This is a genomic window from Hyphomicrobium sp., from assembly GCF_036780825.1.
Taxonomy (GTDB): domain Bacteria; phylum Pseudomonadota; class Alphaproteobacteria; order Rhizobiales; family Hyphomicrobiaceae; genus Hyphomicrobium_C.
The window spans coordinates 1-21,101 of sequence record NZ_DAIQCD010000047.1 but is presented as its reverse complement, the minus strand read 5'-3'; the positions used below and the strand labels follow the sequence as shown (position 1 = coordinate 21,101).

At 65.2% G+C, this 21,101-nt stretch carries 24 protein-coding genes; 11 read left to right on the top strand and 13 right to left on the bottom strand.

Annotated elements, in window-relative coordinates; all coding sequences use genetic code 11:
- Nucleotides 1-679, top strand: a 679-nt coding sequence (locus V7P99_RS13765) for a PRC-barrel domain-containing protein (protein ID WP_333795405.1), incomplete at its 5' end; no start/stop codon positions are given.
- Between the two features lie 277 nt (nucleotides 680-956).
- On the opposite strand, the gene V7P99_RS13760 is transcribed toward V7P99_RS13765, so the two are convergent.
- Entirely contained in the window at nucleotides 957-1,466 is a 510-nt protein-coding gene (locus V7P99_RS13760; RefSeq protein ID WP_333795404.1) for a single-stranded DNA-binding protein, read from the bottom strand.
- A 487-nt stretch (nucleotides 1,467-1,953) separates the two neighbouring features.
- Between V7P99_RS13760 and V7P99_RS13755 the strand changes: the two genes are divergently transcribed.
- Complete coding sequence (locus V7P99_RS13755) at nucleotides 1,954-2,313, top strand: YkgJ family cysteine cluster protein (RefSeq protein ID WP_333795403.1); 360 nt, start codon at nucleotides 1,954-1,956, stop codon at nucleotides 2,311-2,313.
- 199 nt (nucleotides 2,314-2,512) lie between these two features.
- On the top strand, nucleotides 2,513-2,953 hold the full coding sequence (locus tag V7P99_RS13750; protein WP_333795402.1) for a hypothetical protein: 441 nt from the start codon (nucleotides 2,513-2,515) through the stop codon (nucleotides 2,951-2,953).
- Nucleotides 2,954-3,030: 77 nt separating this feature from the next.
- Here V7P99_RS13750 and V7P99_RS13745 read toward each other — a convergent pair whose 3' ends face one another.
- From V7P99_RS13745 to V7P99_RS13730, 4 genes are all read right to left on the bottom strand, one after another.
- Nucleotides 3,031-3,441: a hypothetical protein gene (locus tag V7P99_RS13745; RefSeq protein WP_333795401.1), complete on the bottom strand. Its 411-nt coding sequence runs from the start codon at nucleotides 3,439-3,441 to the stop codon at nucleotides 3,031-3,033.
- A 116-nt stretch (nucleotides 3,442-3,557) separates the two neighbouring features.
- A complete protein-coding gene (locus tag V7P99_RS13740) occupies nucleotides 3,558-4,679 on the bottom strand; it encodes a pyridoxal phosphate-dependent aminotransferase (RefSeq protein ID WP_333795400.1) in 1,122 nt (373 codons plus the stop codon).
- A gap of 16 nt (nucleotides 4,680-4,695) precedes the next feature.
- Nucleotides 4,696-5,139, bottom strand: a complete 444-nt coding sequence (locus tag V7P99_RS13735; protein ID WP_333795399.1) for a DUF1489 family protein — start codon at nucleotides 5,137-5,139, stop codon at nucleotides 4,696-4,698.
- Between the two features lie 11 nt (nucleotides 5,140-5,150).
- On the bottom strand, nucleotides 5,151-5,573 hold the full coding sequence (locus V7P99_RS13730) for a hypothetical protein (protein ID WP_333795398.1): 423 nt from the start codon (nucleotides 5,571-5,573) through the stop codon (nucleotides 5,151-5,153).
- Nucleotides 5,574-5,967: 394 nt separating this feature from the next.
- On the opposite strand from V7P99_RS13730, the gene V7P99_RS13725 reads away from it, so the two are divergent.
- On the top strand, nucleotides 5,968-6,456 hold the full coding sequence (locus V7P99_RS13725) for a hypothetical protein (RefSeq protein ID WP_333795397.1): 489 nt from the start codon (nucleotides 5,968-5,970) through the stop codon (nucleotides 6,454-6,456).
- Nucleotides 6,457-6,472: 16 nt separating this feature from the next.
- Here V7P99_RS13725 and V7P99_RS13720 read toward each other — a convergent pair whose 3' ends face one another.
- Both V7P99_RS13720 and V7P99_RS13715 read right to left on the bottom strand, forming a co-directional pair.
- A complete protein-coding gene (locus V7P99_RS13720; RefSeq protein WP_333795396.1) occupies nucleotides 6,473-7,276 on the bottom strand; it encodes a YdcF family protein in 804 nt (267 codons plus the stop codon).
- 89 nt (nucleotides 7,277-7,365) lie between these two features.
- The gene (locus V7P99_RS13715) at nucleotides 7,366-7,671 is read right to left on the bottom strand and encodes an SH3 domain-containing protein (protein ID WP_333795395.1); all 306 of its coding nucleotides are present in this window, start codon (nucleotides 7,669-7,671) and stop codon (nucleotides 7,366-7,368) included.
- A gap of 161 nt (nucleotides 7,672-7,832) precedes the next feature.
- Here V7P99_RS13715 and V7P99_RS13710 point away from each other — a divergent pair, with 161 nt between their 5' ends.
- The 3 genes from V7P99_RS13710 (at nucleotide 7,833) to V7P99_RS13700 (ending at nucleotide 10,647) form a co-directional block, all read left to right on the top strand.
- Nucleotides 7,833-8,345, top strand: coding sequence for a methyltransferase family protein (locus V7P99_RS13710; RefSeq protein ID WP_333795394.1), 513 nt, complete (start codon nucleotides 7,833-7,835; stop codon nucleotides 8,343-8,345).
- A 79-nt stretch (nucleotides 8,346-8,424) separates the two neighbouring features.
- Nucleotides 8,425-9,162, top strand: coding sequence for a DUF5655 domain-containing protein (locus V7P99_RS13705; protein WP_333795393.1), 738 nt, complete (start codon nucleotides 8,425-8,427; stop codon nucleotides 9,160-9,162).
- Between the two features lie 183 nt (nucleotides 9,163-9,345).
- Nucleotides 9,346-10,647 carry a hypothetical protein gene (locus V7P99_RS13700; RefSeq protein ID WP_333795392.1) on the top strand — a complete coding sequence of 434 codons (1,302 nt, stop codon included), beginning with the start codon at nucleotides 9,346-9,348 and terminating at the stop codon, nucleotides 10,645-10,647.
- 47 nt (nucleotides 10,648-10,694) lie between these two features.
- Here V7P99_RS13700 and V7P99_RS13695 read toward each other — a convergent pair whose 3' ends face one another.
- Nucleotides 10,695-11,621: an amino acid ABC transporter substrate-binding protein gene (locus tag V7P99_RS13695; protein ID WP_333795391.1), complete on the bottom strand. Its 927-nt coding sequence runs from the start codon at nucleotides 11,619-11,621 to the stop codon at nucleotides 10,695-10,697.
- 433 nt (nucleotides 11,622-12,054) lie between these two features.
- On the opposite strand from V7P99_RS13695, the gene metC reads away from it, so the two are divergent.
- Nucleotides 12,055-13,245 carry a cystathionine beta-lyase gene (metC, locus tag V7P99_RS13690; protein WP_333795390.1) on the top strand — a complete coding sequence of 397 codons (1,191 nt, stop codon included), beginning with the start codon at nucleotides 12,055-12,057 and terminating at the stop codon, nucleotides 13,243-13,245.
- 84 nt (nucleotides 13,246-13,329) lie between these two features.
- Here metC and V7P99_RS13685 read toward each other — a convergent pair whose 3' ends face one another.
- Entirely contained in the window at nucleotides 13,330-14,889 is a 1,560-nt protein-coding gene (locus tag V7P99_RS13685) for a peptide MFS transporter (protein WP_333795389.1), read from the bottom strand.
- A 303-nt stretch (nucleotides 14,890-15,192) separates the two neighbouring features.
- Between V7P99_RS13685 and adh the strand changes: the two genes are divergently transcribed.
- The 3 genes from adh (at nucleotide 15,193) to V7P99_RS13670 (ending at nucleotide 18,016) form a co-directional block, all read left to right on the top strand.
- On the top strand, nucleotides 15,193-16,713 hold the full coding sequence (gene adh / locus V7P99_RS13680; RefSeq protein ID WP_333795388.1) for an aldehyde dehydrogenase: 1,521 nt from the start codon (nucleotides 15,193-15,195) through the stop codon (nucleotides 16,711-16,713).
- Between the two features lie 266 nt (nucleotides 16,714-16,979).
- A complete protein-coding gene (locus V7P99_RS13675; protein ID WP_333795387.1) occupies nucleotides 16,980-17,582 on the top strand; it encodes a cysteine hydrolase family protein in 603 nt (200 codons plus the stop codon).
- A 35-nt stretch (nucleotides 17,583-17,617) separates the two neighbouring features.
- A complete protein-coding gene (locus V7P99_RS13670; protein ID WP_333795386.1) occupies nucleotides 17,618-18,016 on the top strand; it encodes a DUF779 domain-containing protein in 399 nt (132 codons plus the stop codon).
- 66 nt (nucleotides 18,017-18,082) lie between these two features.
- Here V7P99_RS13670 and V7P99_RS13665 read toward each other — a convergent pair whose 3' ends face one another.
- The 4 genes from V7P99_RS13665 to V7P99_RS13650 form a co-directional block, all read right to left on the bottom strand.
- A complete protein-coding gene (locus V7P99_RS13665; RefSeq protein WP_333795385.1) occupies nucleotides 18,083-18,553 on the bottom strand; it encodes a hypothetical protein in 471 nt (156 codons plus the stop codon).
- Between the two features lie 349 nt (nucleotides 18,554-18,902).
- Nucleotides 18,903-19,178 carry a formate dehydrogenase subunit delta gene (locus V7P99_RS13660; RefSeq protein ID WP_333795384.1) on the bottom strand — a complete coding sequence of 92 codons (276 nt, stop codon included), beginning with the start codon at nucleotides 19,176-19,178 and terminating at the stop codon, nucleotides 18,903-18,905.
- Entirely contained in the window at nucleotides 19,162-20,040 is an 879-nt protein-coding gene (gene fdhD, locus V7P99_RS13655) for a formate dehydrogenase accessory sulfurtransferase FdhD (RefSeq protein ID WP_333795383.1), read from the bottom strand. The genes V7P99_RS13660 and fdhD overlap by 17 nt, the downstream gene beginning before the upstream one ends.
- 12 nt (nucleotides 20,041-20,052) lie before the next feature.
- The coding region (locus V7P99_RS13650; RefSeq protein ID WP_333795382.1) for a molybdopterin oxidoreductase family protein at nucleotides 20,053-21,101 on the bottom strand (1,049 nt) is incomplete at its 5' end.

The window sequence follows — 21,101 nt, the reverse complement described above, 5'->3', positions numbered from 1 at the left end:
CGCCGCCGCTCTGCTCGCCGCCGCCCCCCTGGCCGCCGCACGCGCGGACACGACCTTCGTGCCTGCCCAGTCAGACACCGAATACCTCGCCAAGGATCATCTCATCGGCGCCAAAGTCCACGGGTCGGACGGCGCCATCATCGGCGATATCGAGGACCTGATCATCAGCTCCGACAATCAGGTCGTCGGCGTCGTCATGGGGACGGGCGGCTATCTCGGCTGGGCGGAGAAAAAGGTCGGCGTGAGCCTTGCCTCCCTCAAGTTCGACGAGAAGGATGGCAAGCTCTTCGTTTCGCTTCCCGACCTGACTAAGGAGGCCCTCGCCACGGCGCCTGACTTCCAGCGCAAGCAGCCGCCGAAGTCGCTGTTCGAGCGCACCAAGGAGAAGTTCGACGAATTCTCGGACAAGTCGAAGCCGAAGATCGACGAAGCCCGGCGCAAGGCCCAGGAAGCGCTCGACGCCGCCAAGGAGGCCGCCGGCCCTGCCATCGATCGCGCGAAGGAGGCTGTTTCCGGCGCCATCGACACAGCCAAGGATGCAGTCGGAAACTCGTCTGGCCCTGACGCACCGGCCCCTGAGGCAACGCCGCCCAACGAGCCGTCGCCTCCTGCCGCGACACCTCCGCCGGCCGAGCCCTCTCCGGCTCCAGCGCAAGAGCCTGCACCCACCAACCCGTAATCGCCTCTCTGCGGATCTTCGCCCGCCGCGGCTTTGCCCGGCGGGCTTTTTTATGCCTGATCGTTTGAGAGTCTTGCCGAAGGCGAGCTGAACAAAGAAGCTTTGCCGAAGGAGAGCTAAACAAAGACGTCCTTGCCAAAGACGAGCGACAAGTCCGGCCGCGGGCGGGTACACGCGCTGCTCACAAATGTGGCCCCGTGAGCACCGCGTCGGAAAGAAGCACGATCAAGCAAGGACCTTAGAGCCGTAGCCCGTTTCCACTTAAACCGGAACGGCTCTAGAACGGAATCTCGTCGTCAAACGGCTTGTCGAGGCCGCCGCCACCGCCCTTGGATCCCCCACGCGGCCCACGCTTAGGCTCTCCGCCGCCGAAGCTGCCGGCGTCGTCGCCATAGTCGGACTGCCCGCCTTCCGCGAGGCCGCCGCCGGCACCGGTGCGCCCGTCCAGCATCGTGAGCTGCCCGTTGAACCCCTGCAGCACCACCTCGGTCGAATAGCGATCCTGCCCCTGCTGGTCCTGCCACTTGCGCGTCTGCAGCTGGCCCTCGATGTAGACCTTCGCGCCTTTGCGCAGATACTGCTCGACGACACGGCAGAGATTCTCGTTGAAGATCACCACGGAGTGCCACTCCGTCCTCTCGCGCCGCTCGCCGCTGTTACGGTCCTTCCAGGACTCGCTGGTCGCGATGCGCAGATTGGCGATCGGGCGCCCATCCTGCGTACGGCGGATCTCGGGATCACGTCCGAGATTCCCAACCAGGATCACCTTGTTGACAGATCCGGCCATGCTTCTCACTCCTCGTTGTCCGGAAATGGCGTTGGCGATGAGCGCCGCCGCCACGCACGCGGCTGCCGCTGCGTCGACTCAAGTTGGGCACCCTACGCGCATCCGCACACCACTGCGAACCGCCGCCGGGGTTGTCCCAAGCTTTTTGGAACCCACCTCGCGGGGCTTACAGTCGGCAGCCATAAGCGGAGCATGCGCGCATAAGCGTCTCGTTCGACCAGCTCGGTTCTCGTTATGTTCTAGCGTGGCGCGGTCATCTCTACAAGTGGGGACCGCTGCCTCGGCCGTGTTCTGCTTGGCCGCCAAACGCGTCTTCGCCCATCTTTATTTAGGCGCTGAACGTTGCCGCCGATAGGATTGGAAGTTAACAGATCCACAAACACGCCGAATCTCGCGGCAGAATTGCGCAACAGCGATGATGGGCCGGCCCGCGCGCGAACTCGCAAGCCGGCGCCGCGACACACAATGAAAGATGGAAACGCACCTCGTGTACGATTGCAAAAAGTGTCCCGGGTACTGCTGCTCCTATCCGCTGATCGCGCTCGACAAGCGCGACGTCGAGCGTCTGGCACGGCACCATGACATGACATTCGAAGACGCGCGCCGCGCCTTCACGCGGGAGGCCCATGGGCGCAAGTACGCCATGAAGCGCAAGCGGGACCGCCATTACGGGGCCATCTGCCGCTTCTTCGACACCACAAAGCGTTGCTGCACGGTGTATCACGCACGCCCCGCCGTATGCCGGTCGTTCCCAGGCAAGGGGCGATGCGGCTACTATGATTTTCTCATGTTCGAGCGGCGCACTCAGGACGACCCGGAATGGGTTGCCGTAACCACTCACAAGTAGCCCGGAAAGACGCGTGATTCCAACACGCTAAATAAAATATCTCATTGGCAAAATAAAAGAATTTAAGTAAGTTTTTAACCATGCGTTAGCAGAGTGAAGGCGTGAAGCGCCCGAAAATGGCGCGCGGCGCGGCCGCCGAGGTCAGCGCGATCCTGGCCTGCCGGCCGCCGTACGATGAGGACGAGGGAGACATCAGGCCATGAGCCTCACGACGCGTGCCATGACCGCGTTCACCGTGCTTTCGCTCGCGGCCATCCCCGTGGCCGCACTGACCATCAACACCGGCTCGTCGGAGAAGGCCGCCATCGGCGGGAACGCGCCAGCGGTGGACGCTCAAGATACGACGTCTGCCGGACACTCACGCCTCGTGCCGCAGAACGCAACGATCGATCCTGATGCCATGGAGGTCGTAACGGGAGCCGTATCGGCACCGCGTCGCCTCGTGCCGCAAAACCCTGCGAACGAGCCTCCGGGTGGTGCCGCGGTGGCGGAAGCCGAGCCAGCCGCTGCTGAAGAAGCGGCGCCCATTCCCGTCAGCACGCACCAACGCCCGAAGCGGCGCAAAGCCAAGACCAAGGTAAAGCAAGGTGGCGCCCCCGGGAGCCTGGAACTCCTCTTTCAGGGCCCTCCCCAAAAGTAATCGCAAAGACTGCAGGCCCGCGGGCATCGGCCTCGGAGCCTTGCACCCGCGCGAGAACCGCTCTGCGATACGAACGATCAGCGTGACAGACGGATCACCGCCGAGCCTTTGCTGCTGGTCAGCCGCACGACTTGGCTGCGCCCTCGGACAGAGATCTGGATCCTGCCCGACGTATCGTATTCCGGATTGTAGAACGTGCCGTGATAGCTGCTTCCGCGGCCGCGAATAAACGCCGTCTGCGAGACGGTTCCGGACTGCGTGGCGCAGGTCGCGCTCACGTCGTAGGCACGCGCACCGCTTGGCTTGAAGGTGGCGCGGCAACGCGCCTGCTCGGTCGCCCCGGAGGTAAACCGCACGGTGCCGCCGCCCTTCCAAGCCCCTGCGAGATCGGTGTCGGCGCGCGCCGGCGTCGCGGCAGACGCGGCGGCAAGCAGCATCGCAGCCGATGCTGCTGAGAAAATCATGCTGATGAGCCCGGCTTTCTGCATGGACGTCCCCTATTCTTCGCGATGGACCGGGGCGATGAGAACCCGCTCCGGCTTGCTTGTCACGGAAGTATACGCCTGAGCCGCTCCCACGGATCCTACGGACCGATCCAGCCGAACTATTTTCGAGGTTTTGCACGCCGTGCTTCGGCGAGCGCATCGGGAAGTGCGCTGTCGAGCACCGCGAGATCCTCGTCGCGCCCGCACGAGATCCGGATGCACCGGTCGAGCGGCGCCACCGCGGACTTCCGCACGAAGAGATCCCGCGCAAGAAGCGCCTCCAGAACGGCGCACGCGAAGTCTCCGTTGCCGCCGCAATCGAGCGTGACGAAATTGGCAGCCGATGGGAGCGGAGCGAGGCCGTTGCGTCTGCCAATGCAGGCAATCCTTTCGCGCGCGCGGGCGATCCTCGCCACGGCTTCCAAGAGATACGGTTGATCATTGAGCGCCGCCAGCGCTCCGGCTTGGCCAACACGGTTGATCCCGTAATGGTTCCGCACCTTGTCGAAGACCGCGATCAGGTCGCGATCGCCGATCGCATAGCCGATCCGCGCCCCCGCGAGCCCGTACGCCTTGGAAAAAGTCCTGAGGCGCAGCACCTGGGGATTGGAAACATCAATCGGCGGGGCGGTCCCGGCAGGAGCCGTATCGCAGTAGGCCTCGTCGAGCAGCAGGAGCACGCCCTCGGGCAGTCCTTCGATCAGGCAGGCGATCTCTTCCGCCGGCCACCACGAGCCCATCGGGTTATCGGGATTGGAGACATAAAGTACCGCCGCGCGGGAGCGGCGCGCCGCATCGCGCAAGGCTTCAAGGTCTTCCCGGTCGTCGCGGTAGGGAACCTTGATCAAGGCTCCGCCATGCGCCGCCACGTGGAAGTTGAACGTAGGGTAGGCTCCATCCGAGGTGACGACGGCCGCACCCGGCTCGACCGTGATCTTGACCGCCAGCCCGAGCAGCCCGTCGATGCCCTCGCCGATCACCACGTTGTCGGGATCCACGCCATGATGACGTGCCAGCGCTTCCCTCAGGTCGTGGCTTTCGGGATCGGAATACTTCCAGCTCTCAGCCACCGCCTCTTGCATGGCGGCAATTGCTGCCGGACTGGGGCCGAACAGGCTCTCGTTGGCGCCGAGCCGCGCCACGAACGGACGTCCCCGCGCGCGCTCCTGCGCTTCAGGACCGACGAACGGCACCAGCTTCGGAAGGTCTCGCACGATGCGCGTGAGTGGCGGCCGTTCCATACGTTCGCCTTCCGGCTCAGATGAGACAGAGTTCGATCAGCGCGCGGCGCATATCCGCAGGCATCGCCGCAAGATCGGCATCGTCACTGCCACCCCCAAGATCTGCGGGCGCATCGTCTCCTGGAAGATAACGCCAGCCCTGGAACGCGCGGCGCGGCGCAGGCCGGACCGGCACCAGCTCGGGATCGAGCAGAATCAGGCAGCATGGGCTGCCGTCCGCCTTCGTTCCCTCTTCGAAGCCGACGAGCCGCTGGCGAACCTGAATGATGCCCTTGATCACCCAGTAGAGCGATCCACCCTCCAAGAGCTCCGCCTGCCGCCTCGGCGTCTGCAGCGTTGCATGAAAAAGGCGAGGTGCTTCGCCACGTGCCCTCTGCTCGCGAAGACGCTCCGCCTGCCATGCGGCGAGATCCTCGATCGAGGTCGCGCCAACACAGAGCTTGAGAATATGGAGCGTCACACCGCGAGGCCTCACTGATCGGCGCAGAAACCAGTGTATTGGCCGAACATGGGGCTGCCGAGAACTGCCCCGTGCCGCGAATGCACGGCGGGATAGCGGCCCGTCGTGGCATCCTTGTCATACACGGTGGTGAGATTGAGGAAGCCTTCGTTGACCACCTCAAGATAATGATTGGCGTTGATCGCCCGCACGACGCTGAGCTTGCCGGGCTTTGCATCCGGCGCGGCCTTGAGCGTCGCCGTCTGCTGCTCGAGATCGATATCGTCGATATCAAACGACAGCGGCGTTGATGCTTTCGAATGGAACACGCCGCTCTCGAAGCTCTGCGACGCGCCATCGGCGAACGAGCAGCGAAGTGCCTTTGGCCCCTCCTCCGCGCGAGCCGGCGCGCCCGGCAGCCCGAGACAGGCGAGCGCCGCGAATAGGGAGGCCACACGAGCCCCGTGCCGAGCGCAACTGACGAACGAGCCAAGGATCATATGAGCCTCATCGCAGCAAGGGCGGCCGCCGCCTGAGCCGGCAACCGGGCCGTATTGAGAGCGAGGCGTAGCCTGCGGGGCAGACCCCGGTCAACCATGGTCCGCCGAGCATGCACACGGAAAAAGTGGAAGGTCATGGTGACTAAGTCAGTCGGCGGAACCATGCGAGCCCGAAGCGCCAGGCAAGCAGCACCAGCAAACACAAAGCAGGAGCCGTTCACCAATTCCGCTGGAAAAGCGGTTCGAGCCATTCCCGCGCCCCGTTTTTGACCGAAAGCGCGGCGGAAATGTCGCCCCAACGCCCCTGAGCTTTTCTACAATGCGCCGGGTTGGAGAGAATCGACCACCTATGACGACCCCGGCCAGAGCATGGATACCGGCGACCCTCGCAGCCTTGCTGCTGGGCGCGTGCGCTTCGCAGACGGACGGCATCCAGCTTCCCACCGCGTCCATCACGCCGCCTTCGCCGGCTGTCCCTGCCGAGACGGTCACCCGTTTGCCGTCACGCGGCGGCTATCAGCTGACGGCGGAGGAACTGGATCTCGACTGCCGCAAGCTCACCGGGCGGATGGCCGTGCGCATCGTGCAGATTCGCGATTTCCAGAGCCGGGTCCTGACGACCAGCCTGTCGCGCGGCCTGCAATCGGCGGCTCGGCCCGCATTCGGCGGCTCGGGCGAAGGCAGCGATCCTGAAGGCCGCTACGCCCGCGACCGCGCCATGCTCGAAGCCTACAACCAGCGCCTCGCTGACCAGAACTGCGCCAACTTCGACCTCGACGCCGAACTGGCCCCCGGAGCTACGGATCCACCCCGCACACGGCCGCTGCGGCGCTCGTGAGCCCGCTGGTGTCCGCTCAGGGCCCCGGCAGAAGCTCGTCAATGCGGCCGAGCGCGCGGTACGCGAGGAGGCCCAACCACTCGTTGGCACCGACATCGAGGCGCATCAGGCCTTGGGGAATGCGCCCGAAGAAACGCGTCGCGTCCTCGGGGCCGCGCGTGCGGTAGTCGACGGGATAGGCGATCACCTCGAAGCCCGCCTTGCGGAAGAGGCCCATGGCGCGCGGCATGTGGTAGGCGCTCGTCACCAGGTACCAGCGTTCGCCGGCAGCCGGCTTGACGAGATCACGCGCAAAGGCGGCGTTCTCGTAGGTGTTGCGCGACCGGCCTTCGAGCACGAGCCTTTCCCGCGCTACGCCGGCCTCCTCGAGAAACTCCGCGACAGGTGACGTCGCGTCCTCATTATGCGCCAGCAGGCTGCCGACACCGCCTGTGAAAACCACCTTCGCTTCCGGATGGCGCAGAGCGAGCCTCAGGCCTTCCGTGACCCGCTCGGCCGCCTCGTTGAGGCCGAGCCCGCCGCGGCCGGACGATACCCAGCCATCCTCGAACCCCCCAAGCAGGATGATGCCGTCGACGCGCTCGGCGGCGGTCGGCCGCGCAACTGAGGAAAACCGCTCCTCAAGCGGGATGACGAGCAGGTTGCCGGCTGGAGTCAGGCCGCCAACGATCAGCGCCAGCACACCGCCCCACGCGACGCTCCGGCCGATCCGGCTCGCCCTCCCCTTTCGCGTCATCCATAATCCAATGAGGATGCAGAGAACGGCGATGGTGGAAGGCTGCGCCAGGAGCGCCATGATTTTCGCGATCGTGAACGGCATTGGTCTCGAACGCTAATAGCAATGAGGGCGGGCCCGGATAGCGCACCCTGTAATTCCGAGAGCGCGCATGCCGGGGAGCCCAGCAGGGCTTACGGACAGGCGGTCTTACGCATGAACGACTTGTCGGCATAGCCTTCGAGCGAGCCCATGCGCACCGCGCACCAGAAGCCACGCGGCGTGCAGAGGAGCTTGCGTTTCTCGAGCACCTCGCCCCGCTTCGCAACACCGATGACGTCCGATGTGCTGTAGGGCCGCGCACGGATATTGAGATGCGAGGATGTCACCTTGAAGCAGCCGTAGGTCGCTGCCTGTGCCTCTGTCGAAAGCCCGCTGGAAAAACCCGCCCCCGCTGCGAGCAGGGCGGCGGAAAGCACGAATATGGATTTGCGCTTCATGGATATACCTTTTTCATCATGCGGGCTTTGCGTAGACAAAAGCGGATGAACCGGATGTGAACTCCCACCGATCCGCCCGGAGAATAATACCGATAACGGATAAAAGTTGGGCCGCGCGCGTGAATTTGCACGCGCTCCCCCAGGCGAGTAACAAGGAAGGCATGCACACCCAAACGCTTGAAGCCGATGCGATGACGCGCCTCCCCGACACCGCCGCTCCGCCGACAAACGCGCCCTGGCCGCCGATCCTGCTGGCCGCACTCATTGCGGCCGCCGTCGCGCTCGGCTTTGCCTGGCCCCTTTCCTGGCCGGGCCAGGACGACGTGATGGGCCACATCGCCGGGCTCGCGCTCGGGCTGGCCGGGCTCGGCCTCTTCATCTGGGCGGCAGTGACCCTGCGCCGGCACGGCACCACGATCCTGCCCGATAAGGCCGCGAGTGTGCTCGTTACCGATGGCCCCTATCGCACCCGGCGCAATCCGATCTATATCGCGCACGTTCTCATGCTGCTCGGCGTAGCGGAGCTGACGCACAACGTCTGGTTCGTGGCTGCAGCGCTTGCCTATGTCCCGCTCGTCACCTGGCTCGCCGTGCTTCCCGAGGAGCGCCATCTCGAAGCGCGCTTCGGAGACACTTGGCGCGAGTATAAGGCGCGGACGCGGCGATGGGTCTGAGAATGCACGCGGTCTTGCGGGCCGTTTTGGCCCTGTCGGCCACGGCCCGGCGCTCGGAGATGCAGCAGGAGGCACCCCTGTGAGCATCGACTATGGCGAGAAAGAGCGTCAGTTCCTCGCCACGCTCAAGGCCGATACCGGCCGCTCGCTCGACGAGTGGATGGCAGCCATCGGCGCGGCGGGACTGACGCACCGCAACGACATCATCGACTGGCTGCGCCGCGAGGGCTTCATGTTCTCGAAAGCGTCCTGGATCGAGCGCATCCATAACAACGGCGGCCGGCCGATCTACGGCGACGCAGGAGCCGGGCGCACGCAGCGCCCTCGCCGCAGGCCGGCATTGAGCCCATCGGCGAGCCCCGCCTCAGCCGCCCCAACCGATGTTGCGGGAGTGCCGAGCGAACCCATTGCCGCCGCGCCGGCGCCACAGCCTGCACCGCCTCCCGCCGCGCAAAGGCAGGATGACGGCGCAGCTCTCGATGCATTGCTTCAGCGCGCCAAGGCCTTCCGCCCCCTCGCCGTCTTCCTGATCGCCGAGATCCGGAAGGCCCTGCCGGATGTGATGGCGATCCCCCGCCACGGGCACGTCCTGTTCCGCCATGGGAACAAGGACGCCGCCGTCCTCGCAATCAGCGGGCGGGACCTTCGCCTCGGCCTCGCGCTCCAGCGTCTGCCGGCCGGCGTAACGTTCGAGACACCGCGCTTTCCCGCCGCCCGCGGCGCGCCGCCCATGAGCCATATGATCGTGCTGACGGATGTTCGCCAGATCACGCCCGCACTGCTCGGCGCCGTGGCACAGGCCGCGACAGACATCTGAAGCAATCCGATGAGCATGGAACCGCGGCCCCGCCTTCGGGCTTTCCTCTGGCGGGTGTTCGTCTGCGAAAGCAGCGATCCGGATCGGCCTCGCCTGAACGCCCACAGCACGACTCCAGCGTCCTAGCAACAACATCGATTTGCCTGAATTGCGCCGCTTCATGAAAGGTCACAGGAGGCCCGAATGACGATGCCCGTCCACTCTGGCGCATGGATGGCGAGCGCGGCGTTCGCTGCCGCCTGCGCCGTGCTGGCCGCCTCCGCTTATGCGGCGAGCGGCCCGGCAACGGACGGCATCGCCGAATTCCTCCGTACGGAAACAGCCCCAATCCGCACGGCGGACGCAAGCGGGGTTCCGCGCGATCCCGATCCCCGCGAGGGCGATCCGACCTACGAGCAAGGCCGCGCCCTGATGCGCGCCATCGACGGCATTCTGAAGGACGTGGCCGAGCAGCGCGCGGACGCGAGGAAGCTTCCGGCCCGCAGCGATTTCCTGGTCACTCCTCTCTGGACCGAAACCCGCGAGGACCGGGAAGTCCGCATCCGCAAGCTCCTCGACGCCACGCTCGGCATCGTCACCGAGGCGCCGGTGGTCGAAGTCCAGAAGCGGATCGAGCGCCACCGCGCCAACATTCGCGACCTCGAGGCCGGCATCGTCGCGCTCAAAGAGAAGCAGCTCACGGCGCCGGAGGACGGCGTGTTGCCCGGCGTGCTGACCGATACCGTGGACAGCCTCGGCACAAAGATCGCCGAGCATGAAACCCGCATCGCTGCGAACCGGACCGGGATCGAGGCGGCCAAGGGAGAGATCGCGGACGCGCTCGCCAAGGCCGGCGTCGAGCTTGCACCCGATCAGCTCGAGCTTTTGCTCGATGGCGTTCTGTCGGGTGATCTCGTGCGCCTCGTCGCGACGTTCCACGCCGCCAAGCTCATCGACGGCCAGCTCGCCAAGCTGATGACCGTGACCGCGGACAATCCCGGCGCCGCGCGCAAGTATTTCGCCATGCACGCGGCGTTGTTCGCACTCCTCGTGCATGCGCAGGATTCGACGCTGTACAAGATCGACACGCAGTACATGCCGAAGCTCGACGCGATCCTGTCGGATCTCGCAGCCGCCAAGTCACGGACGCACGAATTGATGCGCGCCGAGAACCGCCCCGACCAGCAGCGTACGCTCGAAGCCAACCGCGAGAGCCAGAAGCTCGCCGAGGAGGCGGCGCGGGGCTATCGCCGCTATCTCGCCCAGCAGCGCGCGCAGATCGCCGCCGCCCGCGACCGCGCGATGCACGATCTCCGCATCGCCGACAATACGTTCGAGACCGTCGAGGCAAGCCTCGCGCTTCGCCACCTGATGCGGGAAAGCTCCGCCTCGTTCGAGGCCATCCAGAAGCTCGAGGCCCCGACCTTCGAGCAGATCTTCAAGAACGAGGAGCTGAGGCGCGAGTTCGAAAACTTGACGCGGCGGCTCGATGCGCCCACGAGCTGACGCCTGATCTTTTGCTCTCCGTCCGCCAGATGGAGATGCGCGCCGCGTCAGCGCAGCGGACCAGCCGAGAGCAGGCCGCCGCGCATCCAGAGATTGTTCACGCCGCGCTCCAGAGCCAGCGGGGATTTGAGACCTACGGTGCGCTCGAACACCTCGCCATAGTTCCCCACCTGCTTGACGAGCTGATAGCTCCAGTCCGGCGCGAGACCGAGGCTCCGTCCGATATCAGCCTCGAGGCCGAGGAAGCGGCGCACGTCGACATTCTCCGAGGCGCGCAGGGCATCGACGTTCTGGCTCGTGATGCCAAGCTCTTCGGCCGCGATCAGTGCCGCCAGCGTCCAGCGCACGATCGAAAACCATTGCTCGTCGCCCTGGCGCACGACCGGTCCCAGCATCTCCTTGCTGACAAGCTCCGGCATAAGCACATGCTCGCCCGGATTGACGAGCCGGCTGCGCTCGGCGGCGAGAAGGGCGATGTCTCCGGTGAGCACGGTGCACGCGCCATCGGCATAGGCTTTCACCGCCTCTTGCCAATGCTCGGTCGCGACGAGCTGATAGCGCATCTTCCGCGCCTGGTAATAGGTTTCAACATCGCGCGCGGCATCAGTATCCTTCATCACACAGATGGAGACGCCGGAGAGCTCGAGAATGCTCGTCACAGCATAGCCGCGCCGGATGAGGAAGCCCTGGCCGTTGTGAAACAGCGTATCCGTGAAGCGCACGCCGAGCTCCACATCGCGCGACAGCGTGCGCCCGTTGGCACGTGGCAGCAGGTCCACCTCTCCCGCCGCCAAGGCCTGGTAACGGCTCGCAGCCGTCACCACCCGGTATTGCACCGCGCCGCTGCTGCCCAGCGCGGCGGTGGCCACGGCGCGGCAGAAATCGATGTCGAGCCCCGTCCAGGTTCCGTCTCCGGTGACGGCCGCAAACCCTTCAGGCCCCTCGGTGACGCCGCAGACCACATGGCCGCGCATGCGGGCATCGTCGAGCGTCGTAGCCCGTGCGCCTGCCCCCGGAAGCCACGCAGCCAGCGCAGCCGCGATGAGTGCGGCTCCATGCCGGATAGAGCGGCGGCAGCACGCGCTCCCTGGCCTTCGACACTCAGGCGTCACGGAAAGCAAGCCTCCGGTTCGTGAACGGCTTCAGCAGCCGGGCGGAACCAGGAATCCCAGCCTTTCCGTGCTGCCGGCGCTCACTTCGTATCCCGTTTTCAGCCGCCGCCGGGCGCGGCAGCACAGATCCATGCCCATGCGCAGTCCAGCCGGCCGCGACGGTCATGTTTCATGTATCCTGCCCACACATCCCGCGTTGAGTGCCGACGGTCAAGCCCTTGACCGTGGCCACGGGTTGCGTCAAACGGCGCTGGAGGGAACGGCTCCGCAACGGTTCGAAATCGAGGATCACTTCATGACGAAAGGCCCTGAGGGCGCGGGCAAACCCCGCCACGCCACAACCGCGATCCTGCATAGCGGCCGCAACCCCCGAGGGCAGCACGGCTTCGTCAACCCGCCAGCATACCGCGGTTCCACAGTGCTCTTCCCGACGCTCGAGGCGCTCGAAGCCTACGATACGCAGCCGTTTCGCTACGGCCGCCACGGCACGCCCACCACCGCAGCGCTCGAGGAAGCGATTTGCGATCTCGAGGGGGGCGCGCGCACACTTCTCACCTCGTCCGGCTATCAGGCAGTGACCACGGCCATCCTCGCCTTCGTCAAAGCGGGCGACCATGTGCTGATGGTGGACACGGTTTATCATCCGACGCGACAGTTCTGCGATACGATCCTGGCGCGCCTCGGCGTCTCGACCACCTATTACGATCCGCTGATCGGTGGCGGCATCGCGGAGCTCATTCAGCCGAACACACGCGTGGTGTTCCTGGAAAGCCCTGGGTCGCTCACGCTCGAAATGCAGGACGTAGGCGCGATCGCGAAAGCCGCCTCGGCGCGCGGCGCGACCGTTCTCATGGACAACACCTGGGCCACGGCGCTCTATTTCCGCCCGCTCGCCCATGGTGTCGATGTCTCGATCAACGCCTGCACCAAATATATCGTCGGCCATGCCGATGCGATGCTGGGCGCCATCACCGCGAACGAGCGAACTGCAAAGGCGGTGGAGGATGCCCGCGCGACCCTCGGCGCGTGCCCGGGCTCGGAAGAGACCTATCTCGGGCTGCGCGGCCTCCGGACGCTTGCCGTGCGGCTCGAGCGCCATCAACGCTCGGCGCTCGAGGTAGCGAAATGGCTCGCGGGCCGCTCGGAGGTTGCGCGTGTTCTGCATCCGGCGCTCCCGACCGATCCCGGCCATGCACTCTGGACGGCGCAATACGACGGTGCATCGGGACTATTCTCGATCATCCTGAAGCCCGCGCCGCACCGCGCGCTGGCCGCCATGCTCGATGGGCTCGAGCTCTTCGGCATGGGCTATTCATGGGGAGGCTACGAAAGCCTCATCATCCCGTTCAATCCGAAGCGTTTCCGCACGGCGACGCCATGGCCTGCTGAAGGCCCGGCGCTGAGGCTGCATATCGGGCTCGACGACGTGAGCGATCTTATCACTGATCTCGAGGCTGGCTTCGTCCGCCTCAATGCCGCCCGTTGAGGGGAACCGGTTTTCGGATAAGAACCACCGATAAAATAAAGAATTGAAAGCCGCTCCCCATCGCCGCTCAAACTGAAACGGTTTTCAATCCACGCCTCCCATGAGGCGCCGCACCCACGGTGCGAGCACGAAGAAGAGCAGCGCCATTGCCGCGGCAAGACCGGCCTGCCAGAGGAAGCTCCAAGCCAGCGCCGCCGGATCGCTGGCGGTGAAGTTCCGTCCGAGCACGCCGGCGAGCTTGCTGCCGAGCGCAAAGCCGAGCAGCCAGATGCCGAGCACGAGACCGACGGCGCGGCGCGGCGCGAGCTTCGTCATCGTGCTGAGGCCAACCGGGCTCAGGAGCAGCTCTCCGGATGTCTGGAGAAAGAAAAGACCGACCAGCCACAGCGGACTGATGCGCCCCTCGGCTGTCAGCGTGGCCGCCGGCACCATGAGCAGGAACGAGCCCGCGAGGAGAGCGAGCGCCATCCCGAATTTCACGGGCGTCGACGGCTGGCGCTCACCGAGCCGCATCCAGAGCGCTGCGAAGAGCGGCGCCAGCAGTATGACGAACAGCGGGTTGAGCGATTGGAACCAGGCGGACGGAAAAACCCATCCTCCGATCTCGTTGCGCGTGAGTTGGTCGGCAAAGAGCGCGATGGTCAATCCCGCCTGCTCGAAGATGCCCCAGAAGAGGATGGCGCCGGCGAGCAGTACGAACATGGCACCGTAGCGGCGCACCTGCTCGTCCCTGGAGCTGCCGAGATACGCCGCCAGCGCGACGGGAACGAGCACGTAGGCCCAGCGCAGCACCTCGAAGCCCGGTCTGTCGGAGAGTGCGATGAGGCCGAAGAGGCTGAACGTTCCGAGCACCACGGCAGCCAGCACCAGCCGCGGACTCCAACGAGCGAACGGATCTTCTGTTTCCGCCACTGGTACCATGGATGGCTGCAGCTCGGAGGCGCGCTCCCCATCGGGCTGCGAGCTTGTCCTGAGGTCACGGCCGAAAGCCAGCAGAACGGCGAGGCCCGCGAGCATACCGACACCGGCCGCCGCAAAACCCCAGTGCCAGCTCCCGGCGGGATCGAACCCCTGCGCCCCGAGCCAGGCTTTCATCACCGGACTCTGGGCCAGGAAGCCTGTGACTAGCGGCGCGAAAAAGCCGCCGATGTTGATGCCCATGTAGAACAGCGAGAAGCCCGCATCCCGGCGCTTGTCGTGCGCCCCATAGAGCGTGCCGACGAGGCCGCTGATGCTGGGCTTCAAGAGCCCCGTGCCGATGACGATCAGCACCAGCCCGGCATAGAATGCGGAGACGCCCCCGACAGCCAGCGTGAAATGGCCGGCCGCAATCACAGCTCCGCCAAGGACCACGGCGCGCCAAAGCCCCAGCAAGACGTCGGCTGCAACACCGCCGGGGATCGACAGCAGATAGACCGCCATCGTGTAGTTGCCGTAGACGAGCGCCGCCTCGGCCGGCGTGAAACCAAGCCCGCCTTCGGCCTCCGGCGCGACCATGAACAGCACCAGGAGCGCGCGCATTCCGTAGTAGGAGAAGCGTTCCCACATTTCGGCAAAGAATAGAACGCCAAGCCCACGGGGATGGCCCGCAAACCCGAGATGGGACCGCAAAAACGCGGCCGCTGCCCCGCGGCGCGCTCTCAAATTTTCCTGGCTAATCATGGCCGGAGTGTCGGCGAGCCAAACCCCGACCGCAAGCCTAACGCGCCGTTCCCCTTCGTGAAAAGCGCCAGTCCCCGCGGTCCGGTCCTTCTTTCCGCAATGCACACAAAGCCCACTGGCCCGCGCGCAAATGATCAGCTTACCCCGTCACCGATCTAGACCTTTGGCGTATAGACGCGCCACACCGGCGTCCCTAAGTAAAGGGCACGCTATTATAACGAAACGACACCCGGGGCGTCCTCGGCGCGGCCCGGGAGATGGCTGCAGCCATGGAGGAATGGGCCCATGATCCAACAAGCTCTCAATGAAGTCTCCCAGCAGATCCGCATCCGCCCGCGTTACGACAACTTCATTGGCGGCCAGTGGGTGGCCCCGGCCAAGGGGCAGTACTTCACCAACCTGACCCCCGTCACCGGCAAGCCGCTTTGCGACGTCGCCCGCTCCACAGCGGAGGACATCGAGCTGGCGCTCGACGCGGCCCACAAGGCGCGCGAGGGCTGGGCCCGCACCTCGCCCGCAGCGCGCGCGCAGGCCCTCCTGGCCATCGCCGACAAGATGGAGGCGAACCTCAAGCTCCTGGCCATGGTCGAGACGCTCGACAATGGCAAGCCCATCCGCGAGACCACCGCCGCCGACCTGCCGCTCGCGATCGACCACTTCCGCTACTTCGCCGGCTGCATTCGCGCCCAGGAAGGGGCGATCTCGGAGATCGACCACGACACGGTCGCCTATCATTTCCACGAGCCCCTCGGCGTCGTTGGCCAGATCATTCCCTGGAACTTCCCGCTGCTGATGGCCTGCTGGAAGCTCGCTCCGGCCCTCGCCGCCGGCAACTGCGTGATCCTGAAGCCCGCCGAGCAGACGCCGATGAGCATCATGGTGCTCATGGATCTCGTCGGTGACCTGCTGCCGCCGGGTGTGCTCAACGTCGTCAACGGCTTCGGCATCGAAGCCGGCAAGCCCCTCGCCCAGAACAAGCGCATCTCGAAGATCGCATTCACCGGCGAGACGACGACCGGCCGCCTCATCATGCAGTACGCCTCCGAGAACATCATTCCCTGCACGCTCGAGCTCGGCGGCAAGAGCCCCAATATCTTCTTCGCCGACGTCGCCGACGCCGACGATGAGTTCTTCGACAAGGCGCTCGAAGGCTTCTCCATGTTCGCGCTGAACCAGGGTGAGGTGTGCACCTGCCCGAGCCGCGCGCTCGTGCACGAGAGCATCTACGACCACTTCATGGAGCGGGCCATCGCGCGCGTGCAGAAGATCAAGCAGGGCCACCCGCTCGATGCCGCGACGATGATCGGCGCCCAGGCCTCGAACGATCAGCTCGAGAAGATCCTCTCCTACATCCAGATCGGCCGCGACGAGGGCGCGAAGGTACTCACCGGTGGCGAGCGCTCGATCCTCGCCGGCGAAACCTCCGACGGCTACTACGTGCAGCCGACCGTGCTCGAGGGGCACAACAAGATGCGCGTCTTCCAGGAGGAGATCTTCGGGCCGGTCCTTGCCGTCACCAAGTTCAAGGACGACGAGGAGGCGCTCGCGATCGCCAACGACACGCTCTACGGCCTCGGCGCCGGTGTGTGGACGCGCAACGGCACCCGCGCCTACCGCTTCGGCCGCGCCATCCAGGCCGGCCGCGTCTGGACGAACTGCTACCATCTCTATCCAGCGCACGCGGCCTTCGGCGGTTACAAGCAGTCCGGCATCGGCCGCGAGACGCACAAGATGATGCTCGACCATTACCAGCAGACCAAGAACATGCTGGTCAGCTACAGCCCCAAGGCTTTGGGCTTCTTCTAGAGCCGATCGTTTGAGATCCGAGCGCTCGGCCCGGATCGAGAACGCATCGGTCTCGCTACCAAGACTTAGAGCGTGTTCACGCATCGCGACCCGAACGAGAGTAAGCACGCTCTAGGAACGGACGGCCTGGCCAGGCCGTCCGGTTTCCTTCGATGCAGCGCGGCTGAAAGGCCGCGCTGCGCTCGTCACGCACATCGGCGTGCCTAGCGGGGCGAGAGGCGCCGCTCGCCGGCATGCCGCACTCCAATCCGCCAAGGACAAACACGATGACGGATCCCCGCCCCACGCTCCGCTCCCTTCTGGCGCTGCCCGATACGCCGGCTCCGCTGGCGCAATCGGCTCTCGTGCTCATCGATTGCCAGAACACCTATCGCGAAGGCGTCATGCAGCTCGAGGGCGTCGAGCCGGCGCTGGCCCAATGCGCTACGCTCCTGAAGCGTGCGCGTGATGCTGGCGCACCGGTGATCCATATCCAGCACGATGCAGGCCCCGGCACACCCTACGACGTGACGGCGCCGATCGGCGCTATCGCAGACGTAGTGGCACCGGCCGACGGCGAGAAGGTCATCATCAAGACGCTCCCGAGCTCGTTCGAGAAGACGGACCTCGATGAGGAGTTAAAGCGGCTTGGCGTGAGCAATCTCGTGCTCGCCGGATTCATGACCCATGTGTGCGTGAACTCCACGGCGCGAGCCGCCTTCAACCACGGCTATGCGACGACCGTGGTGGGCAATGCGACGGCCACCCGCGCACTGGCCGATCCGAGCGGCGGCGTGGTCTCGGCGAAGGAACTGCATAACGGCGCGCTCGCCGCATTGGCCGACATTTTCGCGATCGTCGTCCCGTCGCAGGATAAGATCCCGGGTTAGTGCTTAGAGTGCTGCCGGATCGCAAGGAGGTGACGATGGTCGAGCGTGTGACAGCCACAGCGGCGGCTGAGGCGATGATCGGCAAGCTCGCGGCTCAGCACGGCCCGCTTCTGTTTCATCAATCGGGCGGATGCTGCGATGGCAGCGCCCCGATGTGCTATCCGCGCGGCGAGTTCCGCGTCGGCGCGCAGGATGTCTATCTAGGCGAGATCGCGGGGCAGCCGTTCTACATGGGCGCCGCGCAATTCGACTATTGGCAGCAGACCCACCTGATCATCGACATCGTTCCGGGGCGCGGCTCCGGCTTCTCGCTCGAGGCGCCGGAAGGTGTCCGCTTTCTCACGCGCTCACGCGTCTACACCGACGAGGAGTTTGCGGAGCTCGACAAGCTCGGCCCGCCGCCCACCGGCGCCGAGCGCGCGCCGGCGCTCTAAATTTCGAGAAGCGATCCGACCGTCTTTCCCAGACGCAAACCGATTGCCGCAACGCCGGCTCGGGTTCTATTTCTTCGGAGCGACGATGAGTTCCGCCACCATTGTGGGATGATGCGCTGCGCAGATGATCTCGAAGCGGCCGGGCTTATCGGCGACGAAAGACACCTTGTTCACCTCGCCCCGCTTCAGCTCGAAGGTCTTGTCGTACCCGGTGATCGTGGTCGGGTGGCTGGCGCCATTGATGCCGATGAACTCGAGCGTCACCTCGTCTCCCTCGTCGACGTGGATCTGCCGCGGATCCCACACGTAGACGGCGACCTCCCAACGTCCTTTCTCGTCCGGCGCTTTCAGCACATAGCCGCCGCCTTCCGGAAGCGCACCGGGAAATGCCTCCTTCTCGACGTTCGCGCCGCCCTTGGGCTCAACGGCCGTGACGACGATGTGCCGCTTGGCCGCGTCGGCTGCACTTGGCGCAGCGAGAGTGATGCCCGCGCTCAGTCCGAGGGCCAGGAGTGCTTGCATGCCCACGCGTCTCATGATGTCGCTCCGCCGGTTGGCGTGCTTCCGGAAAAGTGGAAACCGGTCATGGCGAAGCCATGCAGGTTAAAGTGTCCGACAAGAAGCACGAAGAAACAAAAACTTAGAGCCGTTCCCCGTTTCTACTTAAATCGGAACGGCTCTAGACCATGATCGCATTCGGACCTTTTCGCCCGAAGCCTCACTCATCGGCAGCGCCGACCAGGGAACGCTGCACGCTCATTAAGGAGCGTAGCGCTCACGATGACAAGCTTGGAGGCGATGGAGGATGCCACGGCCCAACATTATGGGCTCCCGATTCGCCCGCGTGTCTCCGCCCGTTCGCGCCTGACACGGGGGGGCCGGGAAGTTATTTCGCCAGGCTCTCGGCGACGGCCTTAGCCTCGGCGGCCGTCGGCTTCCCGTGCATGTCGGCCTTGAGCTTCTGCAGCCCCTTGAGCGGCAGCGGCTCGAGCCCCTCGCCGCCCTTATCGAGATGATCGAAGATCTGCTGCTTCATACGCGGCTCCCAGAACAACCTGACATGATTTGCGATGCCGGCGACGGCCCGCTCCTCACCCTGGGCGCGGAAGAACTTGCCGATCTGGTTGGCCATGCGGACGAGAGCGCTAGACGGAGAGTGCATGTTTCTGGGCCTCTTTGATATTGCCATCGCCAAGTTGCGACGCCGGAACGATCCGTTCCGGATGACTGAAGATCTCGAAGGCATCGGCGCGCGCGATGGCAATCAGCGTGATACCCGCTGCCTCCGCCACACGCAGCGCCAGCGCTGTCGGCGCTGACACCGCCACGATCATCTCGGCGCCGAGCATGGCCGCCTTCTGAACCATCTCGACAGACACGCGGCTCGTCAGCACGACGAAACCTTTCGCCGGATCGCATCCGCTACCGGCGATGGCGCCCACCAGCTTGTCGAGCGCGTTGTGCCGCCCGACGTCCTCCCGAACGAACGCGATCTCGCCGGCGCTTGCGTCCCAGAACGCTGCGGCGTGAACCGCACGCGTCGTGAGATTGAGCGTTTGCGCGGGTGGCATCGCGGCAAGGGCGCGGTAGATCTCAGCCGGCGTCACCGTTGCCGACCGCCCGACGGGACGCGGTGGCGGAACGGCGGCATCGAGGCTTTCCACCCCGCACAGCCCGCAAGCCGTGGGCCCGGTGATGCGCCGGCGTCGTTCAGCCTGACGACGCGCACTCGACGGCACCAGCCACATCCGCGCCTCGATCCCCTTCTCGTGCTCGACGATCTCGAGTTCTCGGATCTCGTCGCGGCCGGCGACGATGCCCTCGGTGATCGAGAAGCCCGCGGCGAAATCCTCAAGATCCGCCGGCGTCGCCATCATGACGGCATGCGTCGAGCCATCATAGACCAGCGCGACCGGCACCTCTTCGGGAATGTCACGGCTCTTCGCCGTGACACCGAATGCCTCCGCCTCAGAGCCCGGCCTCGAGACCCGGCGCGACGGAACCCGAAGAGCCGTTTCTGGCATCTTTCTCTCTGCCTATTCCGCGGCCTCTGCCGGAAGAATGTGGCGGGTCGCCTCCGAGAACTCGTCGTACTCACGCTGGTACGCGGTCGGACCGTTCGAGCGGGCGACTTGCACCGCCGTCACCTTGTATTCCGGACAGTTCGTTGCCCAGTCGGAGTACTCGGTGGTCACCACGTTGGCTTGGCACAGCGGATGGTGGAACGTCGTGTAGACGACGCCCGGGGCCACCCGGTCCGTGATCAGCGCACGTAGCGCCGTCTCGCCCACGCGGCTCTTGATCGCCACCCAGTCACCGTCCTTGACGCCACGCACCTCCGCGTCGTGCGGATGGATCTCGAGCACGTCCTCGGGGTGCCAGGCAACGTTCTCCGTCCGCCGGGTCTGTGCGCCGACGTTGTACTGCGAAAGGATCCGGCCCGTCGTCAGGATGAGCGGATAGCGTGGTCCGGTCCGCTCGTCCGTCGGAACGTACTCGGTCATGATGAAGCGGCCCTTGCCACGCACGAACTCGTCGATGTGCATGACGGGCGAGCCTTCCGGGTGGTCCTCGTTGCAAGGCCACTGCACGGAGCCCATCTCCGCAATCTTGTCGAACGAGATCCCGGTGAAGGTCGGCGTCAGGCGCGCAATCTCGTCCATGATCTCGCTCGGATGCTGGTAGTTCCAGTCGAGACCGAGCTCCTTGGCGATGAGCTGCGTGACCTCCCAGTCGGCATACCCGTTCTTCGGCGACATGACGCGGCGCACGAGCTGCACGCGGCGCTCCGCGTTCGTGAACGTGCCGTCCTTCTCGAGGAAGGTGCAGCCGGGCAGGAACACGTGTGCATAGCGCGCCGTCTCGTTCAGGAAGAGATCCTGCACGACGACGCATTCCATCGCGGCAAGGCCGGCAGCGACGTGCTGCGTATTGGGATCAGACTGAAGAATGTCCTCACCCTGGATGTAGATGGCCTTGAACGTACCCTCGACGGCGGCGTCGAGCATGTTGGTGATGCGCAGGCCAGGCTCGGGATCGAGCTTACAATTCCACTCCTTCTCGAACTCGCCACGCGTGACGGCAT

What these genes read in the sequence shown, in the direction of transcription:
- V7P99_RS13725 (WP_333795397.1), top strand. Translation starts at nt 5,968, where the DNA reads ATGACGACCCCGGCCAGAGCATGGATACCGGCGACCCTCGCAGCCTTG.
- V7P99_RS13700 (WP_333795392.1), top strand. Translation starts at nt 9,346, where the DNA reads ATGACGATGCCCGTCCACTCTGGCGCATGGATGGCGAGCGCGGCGTTC.
- metC (WP_333795390.1), top strand. Translation starts at nt 12,055, where the DNA reads ATGACGAAAGGCCCTGAGGGCGCGGGCAAACCCCGCCACGCCACAACC.
- V7P99_RS13720 (WP_333795396.1), bottom strand. Translation starts at nt 7,276, where the DNA reads ATGCCGTTCACGATCGCGAAAATCATGGCGCTCCTGGCGCAGCCTTCC.
- V7P99_RS13750 (WP_333795402.1), top strand. Translation starts at nt 2,513, where the DNA reads ATGAGCCTCACGACGCGTGCCATGACCGCGTTCACCGTGCTTTCGCTC.
- fdhD (WP_333795383.1), bottom strand. Translation starts at nt 20,040, where the DNA reads ATGCCAGAAACGGCTCTTCGGGTTCCGTCGCGCCGGGTCTCGAGGCCG.
- V7P99_RS13670 (WP_333795386.1), top strand. Translation starts at nt 17,618, where the DNA reads ATGGTCGAGCGTGTGACAGCCACAGCGGCGGCTGAGGCGATGATCGGC.
- V7P99_RS13740 (WP_333795400.1), bottom strand. Translation starts at nt 4,679, where the DNA reads ATGGAACGGCCGCCACTCACGCGCATCGTGCGAGACCTTCCGAAGCTG.
- V7P99_RS13760 (WP_333795404.1), bottom strand. Translation starts at nt 1,466, where the DNA reads ATGGCCGGATCTGTCAACAAGGTGATCCTGGTTGGGAATCTCGGACGT.
- V7P99_RS13675 (WP_333795387.1), top strand. Translation starts at nt 16,980, where the DNA reads ATGACGGATCCCCGCCCCACGCTCCGCTCCCTTCTGGCGCTGCCCGAT.
- V7P99_RS13745 (WP_333795401.1), bottom strand. Translation starts at nt 3,441, where the DNA reads ATGCAGAAAGCCGGGCTCATCAGCATGATTTTCTCAGCAGCATCGGCT.
- V7P99_RS13695 (WP_333795391.1), bottom strand. Translation starts at nt 11,621, where the DNA reads ATGCGCGGCCATGTGGTCTGCGGCGTCACCGAGGGGCCTGAAGGGTTT.
- V7P99_RS13665 (WP_333795385.1), bottom strand. Translation starts at nt 18,553, where the DNA reads ATGAGACGCGTGGGCATGCAAGCACTCCTGGCCCTCGGACTGAGCGCG.
- adh (WP_333795388.1), top strand. Translation starts at nt 15,193, where the DNA reads ATGATCCAACAAGCTCTCAATGAAGTCTCCCAGCAGATCCGCATCCGC.
- V7P99_RS13660 (WP_333795384.1), bottom strand. Translation starts at nt 19,178, where the DNA reads ATGCACTCTCCGTCTAGCGCTCTCGTCCGCATGGCCAACCAGATCGGC.
- V7P99_RS13710 (WP_333795394.1), top strand. Translation starts at nt 7,833, where the DNA reads ATGCACACCCAAACGCTTGAAGCCGATGCGATGACGCGCCTCCCCGAC.
- V7P99_RS13715 (WP_333795395.1), bottom strand. Translation starts at nt 7,671, where the DNA reads ATGAAGCGCAAATCCATATTCGTGCTTTCCGCCGCCCTGCTCGCAGCG.